At 72.0% G+C, this 18521-nt stretch carries 20 protein-coding genes; 14 read left to right on the forward strand and 6 right to left on the reverse strand.

From position 1 onward, the window contains the following. Nucleotides 1-151: 151 nt before the first annotated feature. From AB0O00_RS03745 to AB0O00_RS03780, 8 genes are all read left to right on the forward strand, one after another. A complete protein-coding gene (locus tag AB0O00_RS03745) occupies nt 152-487 on the forward strand; it encodes a hypothetical protein (RefSeq protein ID WP_363648466.1) in 336 nt (111 codons plus the stop codon). Beyond that, on the forward strand, nt 484-930 hold the full coding sequence (locus AB0O00_RS03750; RefSeq protein ID WP_363648467.1) for a MerR family transcriptional regulator: 447 nt from the start codon (nt 484-486) through the stop codon (nt 928-930). The genes AB0O00_RS03745 and AB0O00_RS03750 overlap by 4 nt, the downstream gene beginning before the upstream one ends. Further along, nucleotides 911-1225, forward strand: coding sequence for a mercury transporter (locus AB0O00_RS03755; protein ID WP_363648468.1), 315 nt, complete (start codon nt 911-913; stop codon nt 1223-1225). The genes AB0O00_RS03750 and AB0O00_RS03755 overlap by 20 nt, the downstream gene beginning before the upstream one ends. Nucleotides 1226-1236: 11 nt before the next feature. Further along, nucleotides 1237-1572, forward strand: coding sequence for a YnfA family protein (locus AB0O00_RS03760; protein WP_363648469.1), 336 nt, complete (start codon nt 1237-1239; stop codon nt 1570-1572). A gap of 452 nt (nt 1573-2024) precedes the next feature. After that, complete coding sequence (locus AB0O00_RS03765) at nt 2025-2786, forward strand: hypothetical protein (protein ID WP_363648470.1); 762 nt, start codon at nt 2025-2027, stop codon at nt 2784-2786. Between the two features lie 119 nt (nt 2787-2905). Beyond that, nucleotides 2906-5875 (forward strand): phosphotransferase, encoded by a 2970-nt coding sequence (locus tag AB0O00_RS03770; protein WP_363648471.1) that lies wholly within the window; start codon nt 2906-2908, stop codon nt 5873-5875. A gap of 178 nt (nt 5876-6053) precedes the next feature. Next, on the forward strand, nt 6054-6338 hold the full coding sequence (locus AB0O00_RS03775) for an acylphosphatase (protein WP_363648472.1): 285 nt from the start codon (nt 6054-6056) through the stop codon (nt 6336-6338). A gap of 111 nt (nt 6339-6449) precedes the next feature. Then, nucleotides 6450-8891, forward strand: a complete 2442-nt coding sequence (locus tag AB0O00_RS03780) for a helicase C-terminal domain-containing protein (RefSeq protein ID WP_363648473.1) — start codon at nt 6450-6452, stop codon at nt 8889-8891. 82 nt (nt 8892-8973) lie between these two features. On the opposite strand, the gene AB0O00_RS03785 is transcribed toward AB0O00_RS03780, so the two are convergent. After that, nucleotides 8974-9567, reverse strand: a complete 594-nt coding sequence (locus AB0O00_RS03785; RefSeq protein WP_363648474.1) for an MBL fold metallo-hydrolase — start codon at nt 9565-9567, stop codon at nt 8974-8976. An 82-nt stretch (nt 9568-9649) separates the two neighbouring features. Between AB0O00_RS03785 and AB0O00_RS03790 the strand changes: the two genes are divergently transcribed. Next, a complete protein-coding gene (locus AB0O00_RS03790; RefSeq protein WP_363648475.1) occupies nt 9650-10606 on the forward strand; it encodes a helix-turn-helix domain-containing protein in 957 nt (318 codons plus the stop codon). A 29-nt stretch (nt 10607-10635) separates the two neighbouring features. On the opposite strand, the gene AB0O00_RS03795 is transcribed toward AB0O00_RS03790, so the two are convergent. Further along, nucleotides 10636-11835: an FAD-dependent monooxygenase gene (locus AB0O00_RS03795; RefSeq protein WP_363648476.1), complete on the reverse strand. Its 1200-nt coding sequence runs from the start codon at nt 11833-11835 to the stop codon at nt 10636-10638. Nucleotides 11836-11979: 144 nt separating this feature from the next. Here AB0O00_RS03795 and AB0O00_RS03800 point away from each other — a divergent pair, with 144 nt between their 5' ends. Both AB0O00_RS03800 and AB0O00_RS03805 read left to right on the forward strand, forming a co-directional pair. Next, nucleotides 11980-12474: a MarR family transcriptional regulator gene (locus tag AB0O00_RS03800; RefSeq protein WP_363648477.1), complete on the forward strand. Its 495-nt coding sequence runs from the start codon at nt 11980-11982 to the stop codon at nt 12472-12474. Beyond that, a complete protein-coding gene (locus AB0O00_RS03805) occupies nt 12471-12929 on the forward strand; it encodes a MarR family transcriptional regulator (RefSeq protein ID WP_363648478.1) in 459 nt (152 codons plus the stop codon). Before AB0O00_RS03800 ends, AB0O00_RS03805 begins: the two co-directional genes overlap by 4 nt. An 84-nt stretch (nt 12930-13013) precedes the next feature. Here AB0O00_RS03805 and AB0O00_RS03810 read toward each other — a convergent pair whose 3' ends face one another. From AB0O00_RS03810 to AB0O00_RS03820, 3 genes are read right to left on the reverse strand one after another with little or no spacing between them, the layout of a single operon-like run. Beyond that, nucleotides 13014-13553, reverse strand: coding sequence for a GNAT family N-acetyltransferase (locus AB0O00_RS03810; RefSeq protein WP_363648479.1), 540 nt, complete (start codon nt 13551-13553; stop codon nt 13014-13016). After that, on the reverse strand, nt 13546-14700 hold the full coding sequence (locus AB0O00_RS03815) for a DegT/DnrJ/EryC1/StrS family aminotransferase (RefSeq protein WP_363648480.1): 1155 nt from the start codon (nt 14698-14700) through the stop codon (nt 13546-13548). Before AB0O00_RS03815 ends, AB0O00_RS03810 begins: the two co-directional genes overlap by 8 nt. Continuing rightward, a complete protein-coding gene (locus tag AB0O00_RS03820) occupies nt 14697-15116 on the reverse strand; it encodes an FdtA/QdtA family cupin domain-containing protein (RefSeq protein WP_363648481.1) in 420 nt (139 codons plus the stop codon). The genes AB0O00_RS03815 and AB0O00_RS03820 overlap by 4 nt, the downstream gene beginning before the upstream one ends. A gap of 413 nt (nt 15117-15529) precedes the next feature. Between AB0O00_RS03820 and AB0O00_RS03825 the strand changes: the two genes are divergently transcribed. The 3 genes from AB0O00_RS03825 (at nt 15530) to AB0O00_RS03835 (ending at nt 17824) form a co-directional block, all read left to right on the forward strand. Beyond that, complete coding sequence (locus AB0O00_RS03825; RefSeq protein ID WP_363648482.1) at nt 15530-16015, forward strand: hypothetical protein; 486 nt, start codon at nt 15530-15532, stop codon at nt 16013-16015. Between the two features lie 99 nt (nt 16016-16114). Further along, nucleotides 16115-17311: a metallophosphoesterase gene (locus AB0O00_RS03830; protein ID WP_363648485.1), complete on the forward strand. Its 1197-nt coding sequence runs from the start codon at nt 16115-16117 to the stop codon at nt 17309-17311. 63 nt (nt 17312-17374) lie between these two features. Next, nucleotides 17375-17824: a VOC family protein gene (locus AB0O00_RS03835; protein WP_363648483.1), complete on the forward strand. Its 450-nt coding sequence runs from the start codon at nt 17375-17377 to the stop codon at nt 17822-17824. Nucleotides 17825-17828: 4 nt separating this feature from the next. Here the strand turns inward: AB0O00_RS03835 and AB0O00_RS03840 are convergent, their stop codons facing one another. Beyond that, entirely contained in the window at nt 17829-18482 is a 654-nt protein-coding gene (locus AB0O00_RS03840) for a helix-turn-helix transcriptional regulator (protein WP_363648484.1), read from the reverse strand. Between the last annotated feature and the right edge of the window lie 39 nt (nt 18483-18521).

The following is an 18521-nucleotide window of genomic DNA, read 5'->3' on the forward strand; positions in this document are numbered from 1 at the left end:
GGTCCCCTACGCCCTCCTGCGAGAGGGCGGCGGTTCGCCAACAACATGGCAGCCGATGCAACTGCCCTGCCGTAGTTGCACCCGGTACCTGGGTACAGGTTTACCGTCGAAGACGTCCCCAGCCGGGGACCGGACGACGGGAGCGATCGGGATGAGCGGTCTGGACTGGGTACCAGCCTCGTGCACGCTGCCCACCAAAGAGCGGCCACTGCGGGTCGCGGAGTGGGACGCGCTGTTCGCTGACCGGCTGGAGCGGGTGTCGCGGCCCGAGCCGCTGCGGGTGCGCTTGGACCTGCGCGGCGGTGACGGCGCCGAGGAGCGGGTGCGCGACCTGGCCGAGCGGGAGGGCGGCTGCTGCTCGTTCTTCACCTTCACCGTCACGGCCGACCATGACGCGGTGACGCTGGACATCACCGTCGACGCGGTGCACGCCGCGGTCCTGGACGCGCTGGAGCGCCGGGCGGGCGCGGTCGGGGGACTGCGGTGAACGAGGGCCTGCGCACCGGGCAGGTCGCCGAGGCAGCCGGCGTGAACGTCCAGACCCTGCGCTACTACGAGCGGCGCGGTCTGCTCCCGGAACCCGACCGCAGCCCGGGCGGCCACCGCCTCTACGACGACCAGGCCGTCACCGTCCTACGGGTCATCAAGGCTGCCCAGCGCCTCGGCTTCACCCTGGAAGAGGTCGCCGAGCTGCTGGAGACCGGCCGCCACCGCCACGGTCGCCCCGTTCCCGGTCTGCAGGAACGCGCCCGGGCCAAGCTCGCCGAGGTCGACGCCAAGATCGCCGACCTGACCACCATCCGCGAAGCCCTGCTCGCCGCCGTCGACGCCGGCTGCGACGACCTCACCCTGTGCGCCACCAGCTCGTGCTGCCCCATCCCCTTCACCGATCTCGCCGAAAAGAGCCGCCATGCCGGCCCCTGCTGCTGACCAGCCCACCGCCCGCACCCCCAAGACCTTGGGCGCCTTGGCGGCGCTGGCGTGCGTGGCGTGCTGCGCGCTGCCCGCCCTGATCGCCGCCGGTGTCGTCGGCGCCGGGGCCGGGGTGGTGGTCGGCTGGCTGCCCGCGCTCGCCGCCGCCCTGGCCGTCCTCGCCGCCGGAACCTGGTGGGCGGGCCGTCGCCGGGCCACGCGCGGCTGCGGCAACTCTTCGTGCGGCACCGGAGGGTGCGGATGCCAGAAGTCCGAGGACCCGCTGCAGATCAACCCCGTCGCCCGCAGATAGGGTCGCCGATCATGACCGTCCTGCGCTCCATCGCCCTGTTCGTCGCTGCCGCCGTCTTCGAGATCGGCGGGGCCTGGCTGGTGTGGCAGGGCGTGCGCGAACACAAAGGCTGGGCCTGGATCGGCGCTGGCGTCATCGCCCTCGGGATCTATGGGTTCGTCGCCACGCTGCAGGACGATGCGAACTTTGGGCGCATCCTCGCCGCGTACGGCGGCGTGTTCGTCGCAGGCTCCCTGGCCTGGGGCATGGCCGTGGACGGCTACCGGCCCGACCGCGCCGACGTCATCGGCGCCCTGATCTGCCTGGCCGGCGTCGGCATCATCATGTACGCCCCGCGCAGCCACTGAGCTGCTGCCCTGAACCGCTCTGGAACCGAGAGGAAGTCGGCTCTGGGTAGGGAAGAAGCAGGGGTTGTCGGGCCTGGTGAGCGGAGCCAGCTGGTCTCAGTTTTGGTCTCATTCACCCCCGTCCAGCCGGGTTCAGCCGCCGCTCAGTGGTTCGCTCCGGCGCAGGTCAGGACGGGTGTGAACCCCGGCGGACGGCGTTCGTGAGAATTGGAAAGCGTGTTGGGGGCAACCCCTCACGAGTTCGAATCTCGTATCCTCCGCCAGCTCAGAGGGCCGGACCACGAAAGTGGCCCGGCCCTCTGGCGTTCATCCTTCTTGGATGCGATGTGGACCATGCGCGCCCGAGCGTCCCCACGCGGCGGGACACGGACGAGTCACAGTCCGGGCGTTCACTCACCGGGCGATGCGCGGCGTCGGTACATTGGCGCGCAAACACCAGGTGGGGAGACCCAGTGGTCGAGAAGATCGTCGGCGGGCTCATTCTTGCCCTGCTCACCTATGCAGGCCGTACCCTCTGGCAGAACCGGCGGCACCTGAAGCTGCTGCTGGTCCTTCTCGCACCGAGGCGCCGGACAAGGGTGTCGGTGGCCGTGCTGCTGCGGGTCCATGAGGAGGACCGGTTCGTCCTGTTCACCACGCCTGCCCGCCCGGGCGCCTTCGGTCCGCCGGGTGGAGTGGTGAAATACCACGAAACAGCCCGGTCCGCCCTGGAGCAGTTGGGCTTCGAACCCGAACAGCGTGGCCGTACCGTGATGCGGCTCGATCTGCGGGGCTTCCTTTCCGGCAGCGGGGTCCTTGCGTTCGCGCGCTGGCTGCACCGCGGGGACGGCCGGGAGCCGGCGACCGAGTGCCTGCGGCGTGAACTCGTCGAGGAACTGGGCGAGGTCGGGCACGAGGAGCTGACGGATCTCGCCAAGGCCGTGGCGTTCCAGCACGTCCGGCGCGTCATCGACGGCCCCATGAAGGTGGCGGGGGAGGCGTACCGACAGCTTCGGTTCCTGGAGGTGTACGACCTCCTGATGGACCGTCCCGAGGCCGAGGAACTGCGTTCGGCACTGTTCGCCCTCGCGAACGAGCAAACAGAGGCGGGGGTCATCTGTGCCACCCGCAAAGAGATAGCGCTCGGCCGGGCTGGAGCCCACGTGGTGCTGCCGCAGTCCGCCTTTCTGGTCCGCGACCGGCGCTTCCGCGAGGATCTCCACCCCGCGAGCTGACCCTCAGGGAGTCTTTGCCCGAACCGGTGGCGGCAGTTCCGCCGCCTTGCCGGGATATGGCGACCAGGACATGCGCAGCGTCAACAAGCCTTGCAACCCACATATTTGAGGGGGCATCAATGGCCGGCGATGTGACCACGGAAATTCTCCTGCACTCCATGGACATGCTGGAGCGGGCGCTGGACGACGCGATCCAGGCAGAGCCGTCGCGGGAGATGCACCTGCGCAAGGCGCGCGAGGGTCTGCTCAAGGCGCGCGAGCAACTCGCACGTGGAAACCCGTACGTTCCCAGGTACCTCATCGCGAACGGCGCGTCGACCGTGGCCGATTACTACATGCAAACGGACGTCGCGCGGGCGCGCGGGTTGCTGGAACTCGCCGTCTTTCTCCTGGAATCCGAGCGGAACGACGACGGCAGGTACACGCCGACGATCGAGCACTGCCGGGAGCGGCTGGCGAAGCTCGGTCCGGTGCTCGTCCAGGCGGCGGGTACCGGACCGGCACCAGGCTCCGGAGCGGGTCCGGGTCCGGCCTCTGCCGGCCCGCTGCCGCAACAGGCCCCGGCTGCGGGCACCGGAGACGGCCCCGCCGTGGCGGTCTCCGCTGTCGCGGCGGCAGTCGTCCCGGCCCCGGCATCCGAAGGCGGCGCCACCACCGCGACGGCAGCGACGGTGAACGCCGTGGCTGCCGGGGGTGGCGTCGCGGTCTCGGCGGTCACCGGGGGTGAGACGGCCACCGGCGGCATCACGGGCTCCCGGTTCCCCTCGCAGATGAACCCGACCCGTGACTGGGACACGCTCCTCGGCGACTGGCGGTCCGCCGAGCCCGACGAGGACATGATCCGGCAGCTGGCGGCGGAGCTGGGAGTGCGCATCACCGAGCTGTTCGCACGACACGCCTCCGTCCCCTCCGAGTCGCTCCTCCCCATCCTTGACGAGGACCTGCAGGAGCTGCCCGGCCTTCTCGCCTTCGCCTCCGTGCCCGGTGATGACGCCCAGGCACTGCACCAGCGGGCCAAGGACGCACGCGGCACCTGCCGTTCGGAGATGCTGTCGTACGCCAAGGGCGACACCGTGGTCGACGTCCAAACGCTGCGTCGGCACTGGCTGGCCAGCGCGCTCTGGAACTACGCCATGGAAGGCCACTGGCACTCCAGCGGCTACCAGACCCTCGCCGACATCCTCGGCTATCTCCAGCTCATCCAGATCTCCTACCGGTACCACGAGGCCAAGCGCGAACAACTGCTGGATGTCACCGAGACGGCGGTGCTGTTGGCGCTCGGCGAGCTGCGCGACACCGAGCTGAACCGCGTACAGCACGTCTACAGCTGGCTGCGGCACGCCGTCGGCATCCACCTCCTCGTGGGCGGCCCCGACCCGACCGCTCCCAAGGAGTTGCGCTTCAACGAGCTGATCCAGGACCCCAGGTTCTCCGACCGGCACATCTACCCCGAATACTGGGCGGCCCGAGTCCTCGAGCGCTGGACCGAGGAGAGCCGGCACCGCAGCAGCGTCGCACTCACCCTGCTCAAGCTGTCCAGCTGGAAGGTTGACCAGCTGGACCGCCTGCTCGACCTGCTGTACTCCTCCACGGGCTCCTCCCGCTACTACGGGACCCCGGAGGAGCGGCAGGAGTCGCTCGCCTTCTGGCGCAAGGCGGGCCGGGACATGCTGGCCACGATCCGGATGGTGCGGGTCGCCAAGAACCCCTGGGGGTCCGGTGCCGCCACGACCGCCGGCCTGCTGTCCACGGGCGACCAGGACGCGTCCGTACAGGTCTCGAACCGACTGCTCCAGGGCATCGCCGCCGAGCTGGCCCCGGGCCCGCAGGGGACCATGGTCCAGGGCGCGCTGTTCGCCGGACGGCCCGTGCCGACCTTCCTCGCCCTCGACAGCTTCGGCCCGGTCGGTGTGCTGAAGATCGACGAAGCGGCCAAGGTGCGCAGGGAGAAGGAGAACTTCGACCGGTTCGCGGAAGCCTATCTGCGGCCGGTCTACCGGGCGAGCAAGTGTGTCGTGGGCAGCACCACCATCGCCAACAGCAGCAATGGCGATCCCTACCAAGGCATCTTCACCTCCTACGTCTTCCGGCACCGCGACGAACCGAAGACACTGCGGGACTGGCTGCGCACCGCGGACCCGGACGCGCTCCAGCCGGTCATCGAGGAAGTCTTCATGGACGCGCTCGGCCCGTGGCTCAGCCAGGCCCAGCGGACCATCGGCGACCTGCGGGGGGAGTATCCGGCCCTGCGTCCGGTCGCTTTCGAGCTGACCAGCTACGCGCCGGGCAAGAACGCGGAGTCCGAGCTGGAACACTTCAGGCTGCCCGAGGTCGCCGACATCTTCGGCATCGACGGCGGACTGCCCTGGCAGCACCGCAGACTTGGGCATCTGCTGGAGAACTCCGCGCTCGGCTCCAGCCCGTTCGCCGTCGACCCGGGCTACGAGTCCGTCACGAACCCGCTGTGGCTGGTCGCCCACATGGCAGAGCTCGGCGAGCGGGACGCCGGAACCGACGCCCTCTTCGAACGACTCCTGTACGACCGGCGTTACGGCGTGACGACTGCCTCCTACTTGACCTGCATCTGCCACGGCGACCTGCACGGCGAGAACGTCCTGGCCAGCGGACCGGACGGCCAACGTCCCGATCTCTACGTCATCGACTTCGAGACCACCCACCAGGGGCACATCTGCAAGGACTTCGCCCGCCTCGAATCCGCCCTGTGGTCACGGACGTTCTCCTGGAGCCATGAGCAACTCCTCCAGGTGCGTTCCTGGTTCGTCGGATCGCTGAGCGGCACGGCCATGTGGGAGCCGGACATCCCGCGCGACACGGACCCGGACGTGCGGCGGGTGCTGCTGTGCATCGCGAAGCTGCGCGCCATCCTCAAAGGCTGCGAGCAGAAGAACTGGCCGTTCGGCGAGGCCGAGTACCAGTGGGCGCTGTTGGCGTCCCTGCTGCCGTTCGCCCGTTACCGCGACCACGAGGACCAGGTGAACCGGCACCTGCCCTTCCTGCTGGCGGCGGATGTTGCCGATGTACTGGTGGAGCATGCCGAGGGCGGGGCCTCCGGCAGCCGGCCGCACTGACCACAGAGGTCGGCGACGGGGTCCACCGTGTGGTGATCCCGAAATGAGTGAGGGCCTCCCGGCCTGATGTGGATCGCGAGATCTGCACCGGCGACCAGAAGCCGCCCGGGTGGCGAGGGTCGCCGAAGCCTGGTCGGATGAGGCCGACGTGTACGCGTACCCTGACGGCGAGGCAGGCATGATCCGCAATCGACTGATCGTCTCCGGTGAAGTCCAGGGCGTGTACTTCCGTGACACCTGCCGGACCGCGGCGAGGGAGCACGGCGTGGCCGGATGGGTACGCAACCTCCCCGACGGAACGGTCGAGGCCGTGTTCGAGGGCGAGGCCACAGCCGTCGAACAGCTGGTCGCGTGGGCACACCACGGCCCGTACGCGGCCGTGGTGGACCGGGTCCGCGTCCACGAGGAGAAGCCCGAGGGGCTCGTGGGCTTCGAGATCCGCCCGACCCCCTGGGACAGATAGGCAGGGCCCGGACCGCTCAGTGGCCCGGGCCTTCGTCGCGTCCTACCCCGTTTGGTACGTCATCCTTGTGGTCCCGGCTGGTCCGGCAGGCCATGGATGTCCTCCTACGTGGTGAGGTGCCCCATCAGCAAGAAGAGCGGATCAGCACTGGCCGTATGGCTGCGCGGTCTGGAAGCGGTGGAGTTGGAGCGGGTCCTGGCGGCACGCCCGGACGCCGTGTCGGCTCCGGAGCCGCGGTCGGTCGGTGAACTGGCCGACCGCCTCCAGCGCCCGGCGTCCGTCGCGTTGGCCCTGCCCCGACTCGCACTGCCCTGCCTGCAGGTGGCGGAGGCCGTCGCCGCGCTGACGCACGTGTCACGGGATGATCTGGCGCGCCTCCTGGACGCGACGCACGGTGACCGTGCCCACGGATTGGATGCCGTCCTGGAAGCGCTGGCCGACCGCGCCCTGGTGTGGCCGGCCGCCGGCGGGCTGCTGCACATGGCGGCGCCGCTGCGGAACGCGTGGGGCTCACCCCTGGGACTCGACGCACCGCTCGTGCAACTGCTCGCAGGCTCGAACTCCGACGAACTGGGCCGCGTGCTGGCGAAACTCGACGTCAAACCCGCCGCCAACAGAAAAGAGATGCGGCTGGCGGCGCTGGTCGACCACCACAGCGATCCGGCTCGGGTCGCGGCGCTGGTGGCCAAGGCGCCCGCAGCCACCCGGAGACTCCTTGAGCGGCGGGCACGTGAGGTTCCGGAGCGCCCGAGCTTCATCATGTTCGGGACTCCGCAGGCCGACTCCCAGCCCGGCGAACAATGGGCGCTGGAGCGCGGGCTGCTGATCCGGGGCCGCCACCGGTACGGGCCGGCCCGCATGCCCGCGGAAGTGGCACTCGCACTGCGCGGCTCCGACTGGCACGCCCCGTTCACACCCGTCCCGCCCACTGTGCGGTCGGTGCCTGCCACCGCCTCGGACATCGACCGGGAAGCCGCGGCCGCCTCGATGGCGTTCGCCGCCCACGCCGTGTCCGTCCTCGGGGTGTGCGCCACCGCTCCTCCGGCCCGGTTGAAGGCCGGCGGGATCGGCGCCCGGGAGCTGTCCCGGATCGGCAAGGCGGCGCAGTGCGACGAGCTCCCGGTACGCCTCGTGCTGGAGGCGGCGAGCGCGGCCGGGCTGCTGGCCCGGGACGGCGACCGGGTCACGGCGACCGCGTCCTACGACACCTGGACCGAGCAGGAACCGGCCGACCAACTCGCCGTGCTGCTCCGGGCGTGGTGGGCGCTCCCGCTGACCCCTGGCGGGAGCCGCGACGAGGACGGGAAGGCTCTGCCGGCACTCGCCGGGGCACCGCCCTGCGGCGGCTGCGTGCAGGCCCGGCACGGGCTGCTCACGGCCGCGTCGCAGCTCCCGGCCGGCGAGGGCGCGGTGAACTCGGCGGACCTGGGGGCGCTGCTCGTGTGGCTCCGCCCGCTCTCCGACGAACTCCCGCAGGACGCCGTACCGTTCGCCACCTTGATCCGGGAGGCGGAACTGCTCGGCGCACTCGCTCTCGGAGCCGTGTCCCCGATCGGGGCCGCCCTGCTCGCCGACGACACCGAAGCCCTCACCGACGCCTGCCGGCGGCTGCTGCCCGCCGCCAGCGTGACCGCCCGCTTCGGCAGTGATCTCACGGCCGTGGTCGCCGGCACGCCGTCGGCGCACCTCCTCGCAGTGCTGGACTCCGTTGCGGACCGGGAGACCGCCGGTGCGGCCTCCGTGTGGCGGTTCAGCCCGAGAAGTGTCCGCCGCGCCCTCGACGCCGGCCTCACCCCCGACGCCCTCACCGCCGACCTGGCCGCCGTCGCCGTCGAGCCGCTTCCCCAACCGCTCTCGTACCTGATCCAGGACACCGCGCGCAGCCACGGTCGGGTGCGCGTCGTCTCCGCTGCCTGTGTGATCCACGGTGAGGAGCCCGCCCTCCTCGCCGAACTGGCCGCGCACCGCAAGCTCACTCAGCTCGGCCTGCGGTTGCTGGCACCGACGGTGCTGATCAGCCGGACCCCACTGGACAAGACGCTCGCGGCACTGCGGTCCGCGGGCTACGCCCCCGTCGCCGAGAAACCCGACGGGTCCGTCCGCATCGAGCGGGCCCAACGCCCCCGCGCGGCGAGCCCGGTCCCACCCCCGCGCCTCTCAGGTGGCAGGTCCCGCACGCAGCGGACGGACGAGCGCGCCGCAGACGTTCGGACCGCCGTCGACCTGCGCGCCCTCGCCACTCGTCTGCGGGGCGCGCCGCAGGACGTTCCCGAGCCCGACCCGTACGACGGCCGCCCCTACGACAGTGACACCGAGGAGATCATCGCCGGGTACGCGCGCGGCCTCTCCTTCACCGACGTCCGCCAGTTGGCCCATGCCGTCAACGAGGGCCAGGCCGTCACGATCGAATACGTGGCCGCCTCGGGCAACACGACCGTCCGCACGCTCAGCCAACTCGAACTGGATGCCCCCTACCTCCACGCGTGGTGCCACCTGCGGAACGACAACCGTGTGTTCACCCTCTCCCGCATCCACGGAGTGATGCCCTCGTAACCCGGGACGCGAGGAGCGGACACCCCAGCGCTCCGGTCTCAGCGGCCGAGGCCCCGCGCGGGGTGGTTGGCGCGGGCCGGGGTCAGCGCGGTGCGTTGGCGTCGGCCGGGAAGGGCGTGCCGTGGCCGGGCACGATCAGGTCTGCGGCGGCCAGCACGCGCAGGCGGGAGGCGCGCAGGACCTCACGGTCGGGGGCTACGGGATCGTCCGCCGGGCCGGCTGCGTGCCACCACAGGTCGCCGGCGAACGCCACGACGCCCGACTCCGTCCCGGCCAGCAGGGTGATGTCCTCGGCGCTGTGTCCCGGAGTGCGGATCAGGCGCAGCGACGGGGTCAGCTCGTGGCCCTCCGCGTCCCGGTTCGTCCACTGGTCGCCCAGGTACTCCACCTTGTGGTCGTGGACCCGCGCCCGGCCGAACAGGCCGACGTTCATGGTGTTGTCCGGGTGGTGGTGGCTGAGCACCACGTCGGTGATGTCGTCGGGGCCGAGCCCCAGTTCGGCGAGCGGGCCGAGGATGTCGTCGCGGTCGGCCACCATGCCCGGGTCGAAGATCACATGCCGGCCGGCGTCCGAGACGTACGAGACGGTGGCGGCGACTCCGGGGCCGGTGGAACCGACGTAACCGGTGGTCAGAACGGTGTACACGGCGCTACGGCCGACGGGTGCGTCTGTCATGGCCGCAATCCTTCCGGGCAGGCCGTTCCCCCACGAGTGGCCGTGCTGCCACTGATCGCAGGAAACGTGCCACACTGCGCGCATGCCTCCGTTCGCGACCGTTGCCGCCTACGCCCCCGCCGGTGTCGGGATGCTCGCGGTCGGCGTCGTCGCCGAGGTGTTCGGCCCGCACGGGGAGGGGCTGCCCGGCTTCGACTTCGCCCTGTGCACCGACCGGCCCGGGCAGGTACCCACCGACCTCGGCGTGCCGCTGACCATTACGGACGGCCTGGACCGGCTGGCCGCCGCCGACCTGGTGATCGCCCTGCCCTGGGCCGGCTTCCGCACGCCACCGCCGCCCGCCGTCCTCGACGCCCTGTCGGCCGCGCACGAGCGCGGCGCGCTGGTCGCGGCCCACTGCGTCGGCACGTTCGCCCTCGCCGCCGCCGGACTGCTCGACGCCCGGCGCGCCACCACCCACTGGCGGTTCGCCGGCCTGCTGGCCCGCCGCCACCCGAACGTCACCGTCGACCCCGACGCCCTGTACGTCGACGAGGGACGGATCATCACGGGCGCGGGGGCCGCCGCGGGCTTCGACCTCTGCCTGCACCTGCTGCGGCGGGAGTACGGGGCCGCGATGGCCAACGCCGTCGCCCGGGACATGGTCCTGCCCTCGCACCGCGACGGCGGACAGGCCCAGTACCTGGCCGCCCCCGTCCCCGAGGACTGCCAGGACGAGCGTCTCGCCGACGTCCTCGCCTGGGCCCGCGAACACCTCCACGAGCCGCTTCCCGTCGAGGAATTGGCCCGGCGCGCCGTGATGAGCAAGCGCTCCTTCGCCCGCCGCTTCGCCGCCGCGACCGGCACCACCCCGCACGCCTGGCTGCGGGGCCTGCGGCTGAGCAGCGCCGAGGAACTCCTCGAAACCACGGACCTGCCGGTCGAGGAGATCGCCCACCGGGTCGGATACGGGAGCGCGGCCGTCCTGCGCGAACAGTTCGTGCGCCGCCGGGGAGTGCCGCCCCGCGCCTACCGCCGCTCCTTCACCCGCAGGCCCTAGCCGACAAGTGGCTGCGGTGGCGGAGTTGCTCAGTACTCGGCGAGGGTGATGGCGGTGGCCGCCTTGTGGATGGGCTCGATGAGCTTGGCCATGATGCGCTCCTTGCCGGGCAGCCGCGCCATCAGCGAGAGCATCACCATCGAGAACCGGACCTGGCCGCTGGTGCGCATGACCATCCGCTTGACGTTGGCCGGCCCGAGCCTCTGGTTCTGCTCGGCGAAGGGCCGCAACTGCCGTTCGTAGCCGGCGAATCCGGCCTCGTACTCGCCGCCGGCCGCGGCCAGCTCCCCCGCCAGGACGTAGGCGGCGACCAGCGCGAGGCTGGTCCCCTGCCCCGAGGCGGGGGAGGCGCAGCAGGCGGCGTCTCCGACCAGGGCCACGCGGCCCTGGGACCAGCGGTCCATGTGGACCTGGCTGAGCGAGTCGAAGTAGAAGTCGGGGGCGCTCGCCATGCCTTCGAGGAGGCCGGGGACCTCCCAGCCCTCTCCGGCGTAGGCGTTGGCGAGCAGGCGCTGCTGCTCGGCGCGGTCGCGGTGGTCGTAGGTCAGGGGGTCGGAGGCGAAGAGGAACATCGCCTTGGCTCCGGTGTCGCGGGCGGTGCTGTAGGTCAGTACCGTGCGGCCGGCGCCGACGTAGGTGAGCTCCTCGCGGTCCAGGTCCAGCCGGTTGGGGACGCTGAAGATCGAGATGTAGTGGCCGAGGTCGCGGACGTACCGGCTCTCCGGGCCGAAGGCCAGGCCGCGGGTCCGGGAGTGCAGCCCGTCGGCGCCGATGACGAGGTCGAAGACCTCGGTGCGGCCGCTGTCGAAGGTGACCTTCACTCCGTCGGAGCCGTCGGTGAGCGAGGCGATGGAGTCGTCGAAGAGGTACTCGACGTCGTCCTTGGTCAGCTCGTACAGGATGCGGTTCAGGTCGCCGCGCAGGATCTCGGCGTCGCCGTGGACGCGCCCGCCGAAGGTGTCGCCGTCCATGCTCGCCACCCGCTTGCCGGTGGCGTCGACCACGGACCCCGCTCTCACGTCGGTGCGCAGCCGGCGGATCTCGTCCAGGACGCCCATGCGCCGGACCACCTCCAGCGCCGCACCACGGATGTCGACCTTGTACCCGCCCTCCCGGATCCCGGAGGCCCGCTCCACCACCGTGGGGGTGAAACCGTGGCGGCGCAGCCAGTAGGCCAGGGCCGTACCCGCGATGCCGGCGCCGGAGATCAGGACGTTCGTGTTCTTCATGGGAATCCCCCCAGGTCAGGTCTGAAGCTGCACTGACAGTACGCCAGAGTCAGACGCTTGTACAAGACATTTGTCCAAGCGGGACGCATGCGGATGGCGGCGCAGATAGTAGCCATGGACATAATCGCCATGTACTCTATTGCCATGAGCAAGGGTTCACCGGGCCCCACGCCCGGCTTCCTGGTATGGCGACTCGCCAACAAGTGGCGCGTCGCAGTCGATCGCGCGGTGGCTCCACTGGGCCTCACCCACGCGCAGTACTCGGTGGTCGCGTCGCTGTACGGCATGCAACGCGCCGACGAGCGGCCCAGTCAGCGCCGACTCGCCGAGCACGCCGGCCTGGAGGCGCTGTACGTCTCCAAGCTGGCGCGCGCCCTGGAGTCGGCCGGCCTGATCGAGCGCACCCGCGACCCGCGCGACCCGCGCGCCGTACAGCTCGCGCTCACCGAGCAGGGCCAGGCCGTCACGCGGCAGGCCATCGGGGTGGTCCAGGACCTACTCCAGCAGTTGCTGGAGCCGCTCGGCGGCCTCGACGACCCGCGGACACGCGCGTTCACCGAGGAGCTGACGACCCTGCTCGACGCACCTCTCGCTCCATCCGTACCGAACACCGAGAGCACCAAGGGGACAACGCCATGACCAGCACCGCAGCCGCCACCACCGCACCCCTCGCCGACGCCCGCGCCCTCGGGCTCGCCCACTACGCCGCCCGCGGCGTCCTGGAGCTCGTCCTGGGCCGGCACGGCCTCACGTTCCAGCAGCAGGTCGCCCTGCGCGCCGCCATCACGGCCGACGCCCCGCAGACGGCGGACACCCTCGTCGCCCAGATCCGGGGCACCCTCAAGGCCGATCCGGCCGACATCCGCACCACCCTCGACGAGTTGCTGGCCAAGCAGCTGCTCGTCGCGGACGGCACGCACCTTCACCCCACCGACTCCGGACGCGAACTGCTCGCCGCCGTCGGCGCGGACACCGCCCCCGTCACCGCCCGCGTCTGGGGCGGGATCCCCGCCGAGGACCTGGCCGCCGCCGGCCGCGTCCTCGCCCTGGTCACCGAGCGCGCCAACGCGGAGTTCGCGGCACTGACCGCCTGACCGCCCGGCCGGGCCGACGAGCCAGGCCCTCACTCAATTCACGACCACCCGACCGTGAACACCCTCACCAACCTCCAAGGACGCCTAGATCGGGAGCGAGTGCAGCCGGACTGCGCCCGGGGGCCACGTGGTGCCGGGGTGCAGTGGGGCCCAGATCGTGCGCAGGGGCATCACCACGAGCCGGGCTCCGGGTTGTTCCACCGTCACCTCGGTGGTCAGCTCGTGGAAGCCCCGCCGTTCGTAGTAGGGGACGAGCCTCGGGCGGCAGAAGGCCAGCGCGTGCGCGGAGCCGAGCTCGCGGGCATGGTCGAACGCGGCGTCGAGCAGGGCCCGCGCGAGGGTGCCGTCGCGTCTGCCGGGGGCGACGGCGAGGCCGCCGAGGCCGACGGCTGCGAGCTCGGTGTCGCCGACGCTGAGCGGGACGGGCACCAGGCCGATGTGGGCGACGAGCCGGTGGTCGGCGGCCCGGATGCCGAAGTGGATCTCCTTGGGCCGGAAGGTCAGCCCGAGGTCGCCGACGCTGTAGGGGTCGTCGCCGGGGCCGAAGATCTCGTCCTGGTCGGCGCGGGTGTACCGGGGCAGCCGGACGATCTCCGGCGGCACTGCGGCAGGGCGGTCATCCATGCGGCGGTGATCCCTTCTCGGGGGCTTCGTACGGTCGCAGCCCCGCGGCCGCCGTCTCGACGGCCTCCACCACCGCGCCGGCCGCGTCGTCGCCGAGGTGGGGCCCGAGGGGGAGGCTGAGGCCCGCCGCTGCCAGGTGTTCGCTGCGCGGGTGGGTGCCGGGCGGACCGGCGGCCGGGTCGTCGGCGTAGGCCGGCGACCGGTGCGGTGGCACGGGGTAGTGCATCAGGGTCTCCACCCCGGCCCGCTCCAGCCGACGGCGCAGTTCGTCGCGTTCCGCGCAGCGGATCACGTAGAGGTGCCACACCGGATCGGCCCAGGGGGCGGTGGCGGGGACGGCGAGCTGCGGGAGGTGGCCGAGGGCACGGGTGTAGCGCTCGGCGGTGCGGGCCCGGCGGGCGTTCCAGGCGTCCAGGTGCGGCAGTTTGGCGCGCAGGACGGCGGCCTGGATCTCGTCGAGCCGGGAGTTGGTGGCCCGTACCTCGTGCCGGTACTTCTCCCGGGAGCCGTAGTTGCGCAGCAGCCGGACGCGGTCCGCCAGGGCGGCGTCCCGGGTGACGACCGCTCCGGCGTCGCCCATGGCGCCCAGGTTCTTGCCCGGGTAGAAGCTGAACGCGACCACGTGGCCCGATCCGATCCGGCGGCCCCGGTAGCGGGCGCCGTGCGCCTGCGCGGCGTCCTCGACGACGGCCAGGGCGTGCCGTCGGGCGATCGCCAGCAGCGGGTCCAGATCGGCCGGATGCCCGTACAGGTGCACCGGCATCACGGCCCTGGTCCTGGGGGTGAGCGCCGCCTCGACGAGGGCCGGGTCCAGGGACAGCCCGTCCGGCGTCGGATCGACGGGCACCGGCCTGGCCCCGACGGCGGACACGGCCAGCCAGGTGGCGATGTAGGTGTGTGCGGGCACCACCACCTCGTCGCCGGGTCCGATGCCCAGCGCGCGCAGCGCCAGCTCCAGTGCGGCACTGCCGCTGCCGACCCCCACGCAGTGGTCGTTGCCGCAGTACGCCGCGAACTCCGCCTCGAACGCCTCCAGTTCGGCTCCGAGGAGGTAGCGGCCGGAGGCGGCCACCCGGCGCACGGCCGCGTCGAGGTCGGCCCGCAACTCCCGGTAGGCCGCGCCGAGGTCGAGGAAGGGAACGTTCACGGCAGGCTCCGGGCGTCGCGGAGGAAGGCGTCGTAGTCGCGGTAGTAGTCCGACTCCTCGTAGTGCCGCGAGGCGAGGACGAGGGCGACGGACGCGGGGGCGAAGTCCTGGAGCACGCGCCACACCATCGGCCCGATGTAGAGCCCCACGCCCGGCTCGTCCAGCCGGTACGCCGTGCGGTGGAAGCCGTCGTCCAGGCCGACCGAGAAACCGCCGTGCGCGGCGATCACCACCTGCTCCAGGGTGCGGTGCCCGTGCATGCCGCGGGGCGGCGACGACTCCGGCTGCCCGTACATGTAGTAGACGCGCTGGATGGCGAAGTCCGTGGTCGTGCCGGACTCGACCACGGAGAGGGTGCCGCGTGGATCGACGTGCTGCTCCAGCCTGATCAGCCGGCACGGCTTGATCCTTCCCACGCACGCGGCGTGGACGGGATCGGCGGTGTTCTCGGAGACGGCGATGCTCCTCTCGGGGCGGGGACGGTGCTCGACGCCCTCGTCCGCGCGCGGTCCGACCGCACGTCGGGTGGACGTGCAGTGACGTGCGGTGAGGCTACACAACAACCCACGAAAACACTGAGTTTGATGATCAGTCAGATCATTGTGGCGAGCCGGCTGTACGGGCCCTACCGGATGCCGCGGATGTCGGCCTCCGGGGTCGCCGCGGTGGCGGGCGCGGCCGTCCGGTTCACGGCCGTGAATGCAAGACGCGGAGACTTGGATGGACTAAGAGTCCAGCCAAGTCTTCATCTGACTCATAGACAGATCGATACGTGGCGTGCAAGTATCAGCCATCCGCCAGACGGCGGACTCGCTGGGGAGGGAATGGCATGTCACAGGAGCAGCAGCAGTTCATCTCGGTGCCGGTGCCGAGTCAGCACGTCACGCAGGTGTACGCGCTGCTCGCGGAGCTCGCCGGCATCACGGCGGCACCGGCGGCGGAAGGCATCACCACTCCGCTGGAGGACGGCGAGTGGCCCTTCGTGGAGTGGAGCGTGCAGGACCTGCGCAGGCTGACGGAGGACGCGCTGGACTCCGTGCAGGTGGTCACCGGTGTGCTGGACATCCTGGCCAAGCAGCCTGGCGGGCGCGTGAGTTACACGTCGCTCGTGGAGCTGCTCGAGGTGGACCGGAAGCGCTTGCGGGGTGTCCTGTCCGCGTTCACGCGGGTCGTGCACAAGCACTACGGCCGGCGGAACTGGCCGATGACCTGGGTGGAGGCTCCCAGTGAGGGCGCCGAGTTCAAGTCCGAGTTCTACTACACGGTGAGCGAGACCACCGCCGCACGGTGGCGGGAGGTTCGCGCTCGGGGCTGACGGCGGCCGGAGCGTCTGCACCGGGCGCCGTGCGACCGTATGAACAGCAGAGACGTGAGGGGCGGCGCAGTGGTGGTCGAGAGTGGATCCGTCGGGCCGGTGGAGGGGCCCGCCCGGGCTGAGGCTCCGGGTGGGCGGCGGCAGGGGAGGCGTCGGGGGCGATGGCGGCGGCTGACTGTGGTCGTTCTCGTGCTCCTCGTTCTGTGCCTGCCGCCCTGGTGGACGCTGTTCGGGTCCGGGGCCGACTGGCCGCTCCCGGTCGTCCTGGCCGGTGCCGGGGTCTTCGCCGCCTGGCTGGTGGGCTTCCCCTTCCTGATGGTCGCGGGCCACGGGTCGCGGCAGGCCGACCTGGCCGCCCGGGTCGCGGACACCAGCCTCGGCGTCGTCTGGGTGCTGTGGACCTGGTCGGTGCTGGGTGGGCTGGTGAACCTCGTCCTTGGCGGGCTGGACGTCGGCGGAGCCCCGCGGGCCAGGATCGTGGCCCTGGCCGTGGCCGTGGTGTCGGCCGGGCTGCTGGGCTGGGGGCACTACGAGGCGATGCGCGTTCCCCGGGTGAAGCGGCTGGACGTCCACGTCCCGCGGCTCGGCGGGGGCCTGGACGGGACGCGGGTCGTGGTGCTGGCCGACACCCACTACGGGCCGATCGACCGCGCGGGCTGGTCGGCGCGGGTGGCCGAGGCCGTCAACGCGCTCGACGCGGACGTCGTGGTCCACGCCGGGGACATCGCCGACGGCACCCCGGCCCAGCGCCGGGAGCAGTCCGCGCCGCTCGGGACGATCCGGTCGAAGCTGGCCAGGGTCTACGTCACGGGCAACCACGAGTACGGCGGGGAGGCCCAGGGCTGGCTGGACCGCATGGCGGAGCTCGGCTGGGAGCCGCTGCACAACCGGCACGTCGTGGTGGAGCGCGGCGGGGACGCCCTCGTGCTCGCCGGCGTGGACGACGTGACCGCGGAGTCCTCCGGCCTGGCCGGGCACCGCGCGAACCTGACCGGCGCGCTGGCGGGGGCGGACCCCGACCTGCCGGTCCTGCTGGTCGCCCACCAGCCCAAGTACGTCCCGCAGGCCGCGGCCGCCGGCGTCGACCTGCAGGTCTCCGGGCACACCCACGGCGGCCAGATCTGGCCGTTCAACTTCCTCGTCCGGATCGACCAGCCGGTGGTGCACGGCCTGAGCCGGCACGGGGAGCGCACCCAGCTCTACACCAGCCGGGGCGCGGGTTTCTGGGGGCCGCCCTTCCGGGTCTTCGCCCCCAGCGAGATCACCGTGATCACGCTGCGCTCGGGCGCCGCATAGCCGAACGCGGGGTGTCCGTTTTCTTCAAGACGGGTGCCCGCGCCGCCGCCTAGCGTGACGGGCATGAACAGCAAGAGCAGCGAGAACAGCACGACCAGCAAGACCAGCACGCCCGCACCACGGTTCGCGTTCGTCGGCATCGCCGTCTCCGACATGGCCGCCTCGGTCGCCTTCTACCGGCGGCTCGGGCTCGCGTTCCCCGACGGGGCCGAGCACGCGCCGCACGTCGAGGCCGAGTTGCCGGGCGGACTGCTCCTGGTGCTCGACGCCGAGTCCACCATCCGTTCGTTCCACCCGGATTGGCGCCCGCCGACCGGAGGCGGCCGGACCGGGCTCGCGTTCCGCTGCGAGAGCCCCGCGCACGTCGACGCGGTGTACGAGGAACTCGTCGAGGCCGGGTACCACGGGGAGTTGAAGCCGTTCGACGCCTTCTGGGGGCAGCGGTACGCCACCGTGCACGACCCCGACGGCAACGGCGTCGACCTGCTCGCCGTGCTGCCGACGGGCCGATAGCGGACTAGCGGCGGAGCAGGCCGGTCAGCGGCATCCCGGTCAACTCCCGTACGTCGCGCGCCAGATGGGCTTGGTCGGCGAAGCCCGTCCGGGCCGCCGTGTCCGCGAAGGGGACGCCGGAGCGGGCCAGGGCGAGGGCGCGCTGGAGGCGGAGGATGCGGGCGAGGGTCTTCGGGCCGTAGCCGAAGGCGGTCAACGAGCGGCGGTGCAGCTGCCGTTCGCCGAGGCCGACGTGGTCGGCGGTCGCCGTGACGGAACGGCCGGCCGCCAGGGACTCGACGACGGCGCGCAGCAGCCGGTCCGCGGGCCCGGCGTCGGCCGCGAGGCGCAGGGCGAGGTCCTCCAGCGCGACGGCCGGGTCGGGGGCCGCGTCGATGCGGGCGGTGAGGCGCCGCACCTCGGCGGCGGGGCGGAGGTCGGCCAGGTCGACGCGCCGGTCCCGCAGTTCGTGCGCGGGGACGCCGAGCAGCGCGGGGGCCGTGCCGGGGTAGAAGCGGACGCCGGCCCAAGGGCCCGCGAGCCCGGGCCCCGGGCGGAAGGCGCGGGTGTCCGGGCCCGCGACGAGCAGGCGGCCGTCCGTCCACAGCAGGTCCATGCAGCCGTCGGGCAGGACCGGCGCGGCCGAGGGTACGGGCAGTACGGCCGCGGGGGGGCACACCCCCCCCCCCCCCCGGCGGGACGCCGGCGCCGACGGAGA

Source organism: Kitasatospora sp. NPDC093558 (assembly GCF_040683475.1).
In the GTDB taxonomy this organism is placed as follows: domain Bacteria; phylum Actinomycetota; class Actinomycetes; order Streptomycetales; family Streptomycetaceae; genus Kitasatospora.

What these genes read in the sequence shown, in the direction of transcription:
- AB0O00_RS03745 (WP_363648466.1), top strand. Translation starts at nt 152, where the DNA reads ATGAGCGGTCTGGACTGGGTACCAGCCTCGTGCACGCTGCCCACCAAA.
- AB0O00_RS03755 (WP_363648468.1), top strand. Translation starts at nt 911, where the DNA reads ATGCCGGCCCCTGCTGCTGACCAGCCCACCGCCCGCACCCCCAAGACC.
- AB0O00_RS03760 (WP_363648469.1), top strand. Translation starts at nt 1,237, where the DNA reads ATGACCGTCCTGCGCTCCATCGCCCTGTTCGTCGCTGCCGCCGTCTTC.
- AB0O00_RS03770 (WP_363648471.1), top strand. Translation starts at nt 2,906, where the DNA reads ATGGCCGGCGATGTGACCACGGAAATTCTCCTGCACTCCATGGACATG.
- AB0O00_RS03775 (WP_363648472.1), top strand. Translation starts at nt 6,054, where the DNA reads ATGATCCGCAATCGACTGATCGTCTCCGGTGAAGTCCAGGGCGTGTAC.
- AB0O00_RS03785 (WP_363648474.1), bottom strand. Translation starts at nt 9,567, where the DNA reads ATGACAGACGCACCCGTCGGCCGTAGCGCCGTGTACACCGTTCTGACC.
- AB0O00_RS03790 (WP_363648475.1), top strand. Translation starts at nt 9,650, where the DNA reads ATGCCTCCGTTCGCGACCGTTGCCGCCTACGCCCCCGCCGGTGTCGGG.
- AB0O00_RS03795 (WP_363648476.1), bottom strand. Translation starts at nt 11,835, where the DNA reads ATGAAGAACACGAACGTCCTGATCTCCGGCGCCGGCATCGCGGGTACG.
- AB0O00_RS03800 (WP_363648477.1), top strand. Translation starts at nt 11,980, where the DNA reads ATGAGCAAGGGTTCACCGGGCCCCACGCCCGGCTTCCTGGTATGGCGA.
- AB0O00_RS03805 (WP_363648478.1), top strand. Translation starts at nt 12,471, where the DNA reads ATGACCAGCACCGCAGCCGCCACCACCGCACCCCTCGCCGACGCCCGC.
- AB0O00_RS03810 (WP_363648479.1), bottom strand. Translation starts at nt 13,553, where the DNA reads ATGGATGACCGCCCTGCCGCAGTGCCGCCGGAGATCGTCCGGCTGCCC.
- AB0O00_RS03825 (WP_363648482.1), top strand. Translation starts at nt 15,530, where the DNA reads ATGTCACAGGAGCAGCAGCAGTTCATCTCGGTGCCGGTGCCGAGTCAG.
- AB0O00_RS03835 (WP_363648483.1), top strand. Translation starts at nt 17,375, where the DNA reads ATGAACAGCAAGAGCAGCGAGAACAGCACGACCAGCAAGACCAGCACG.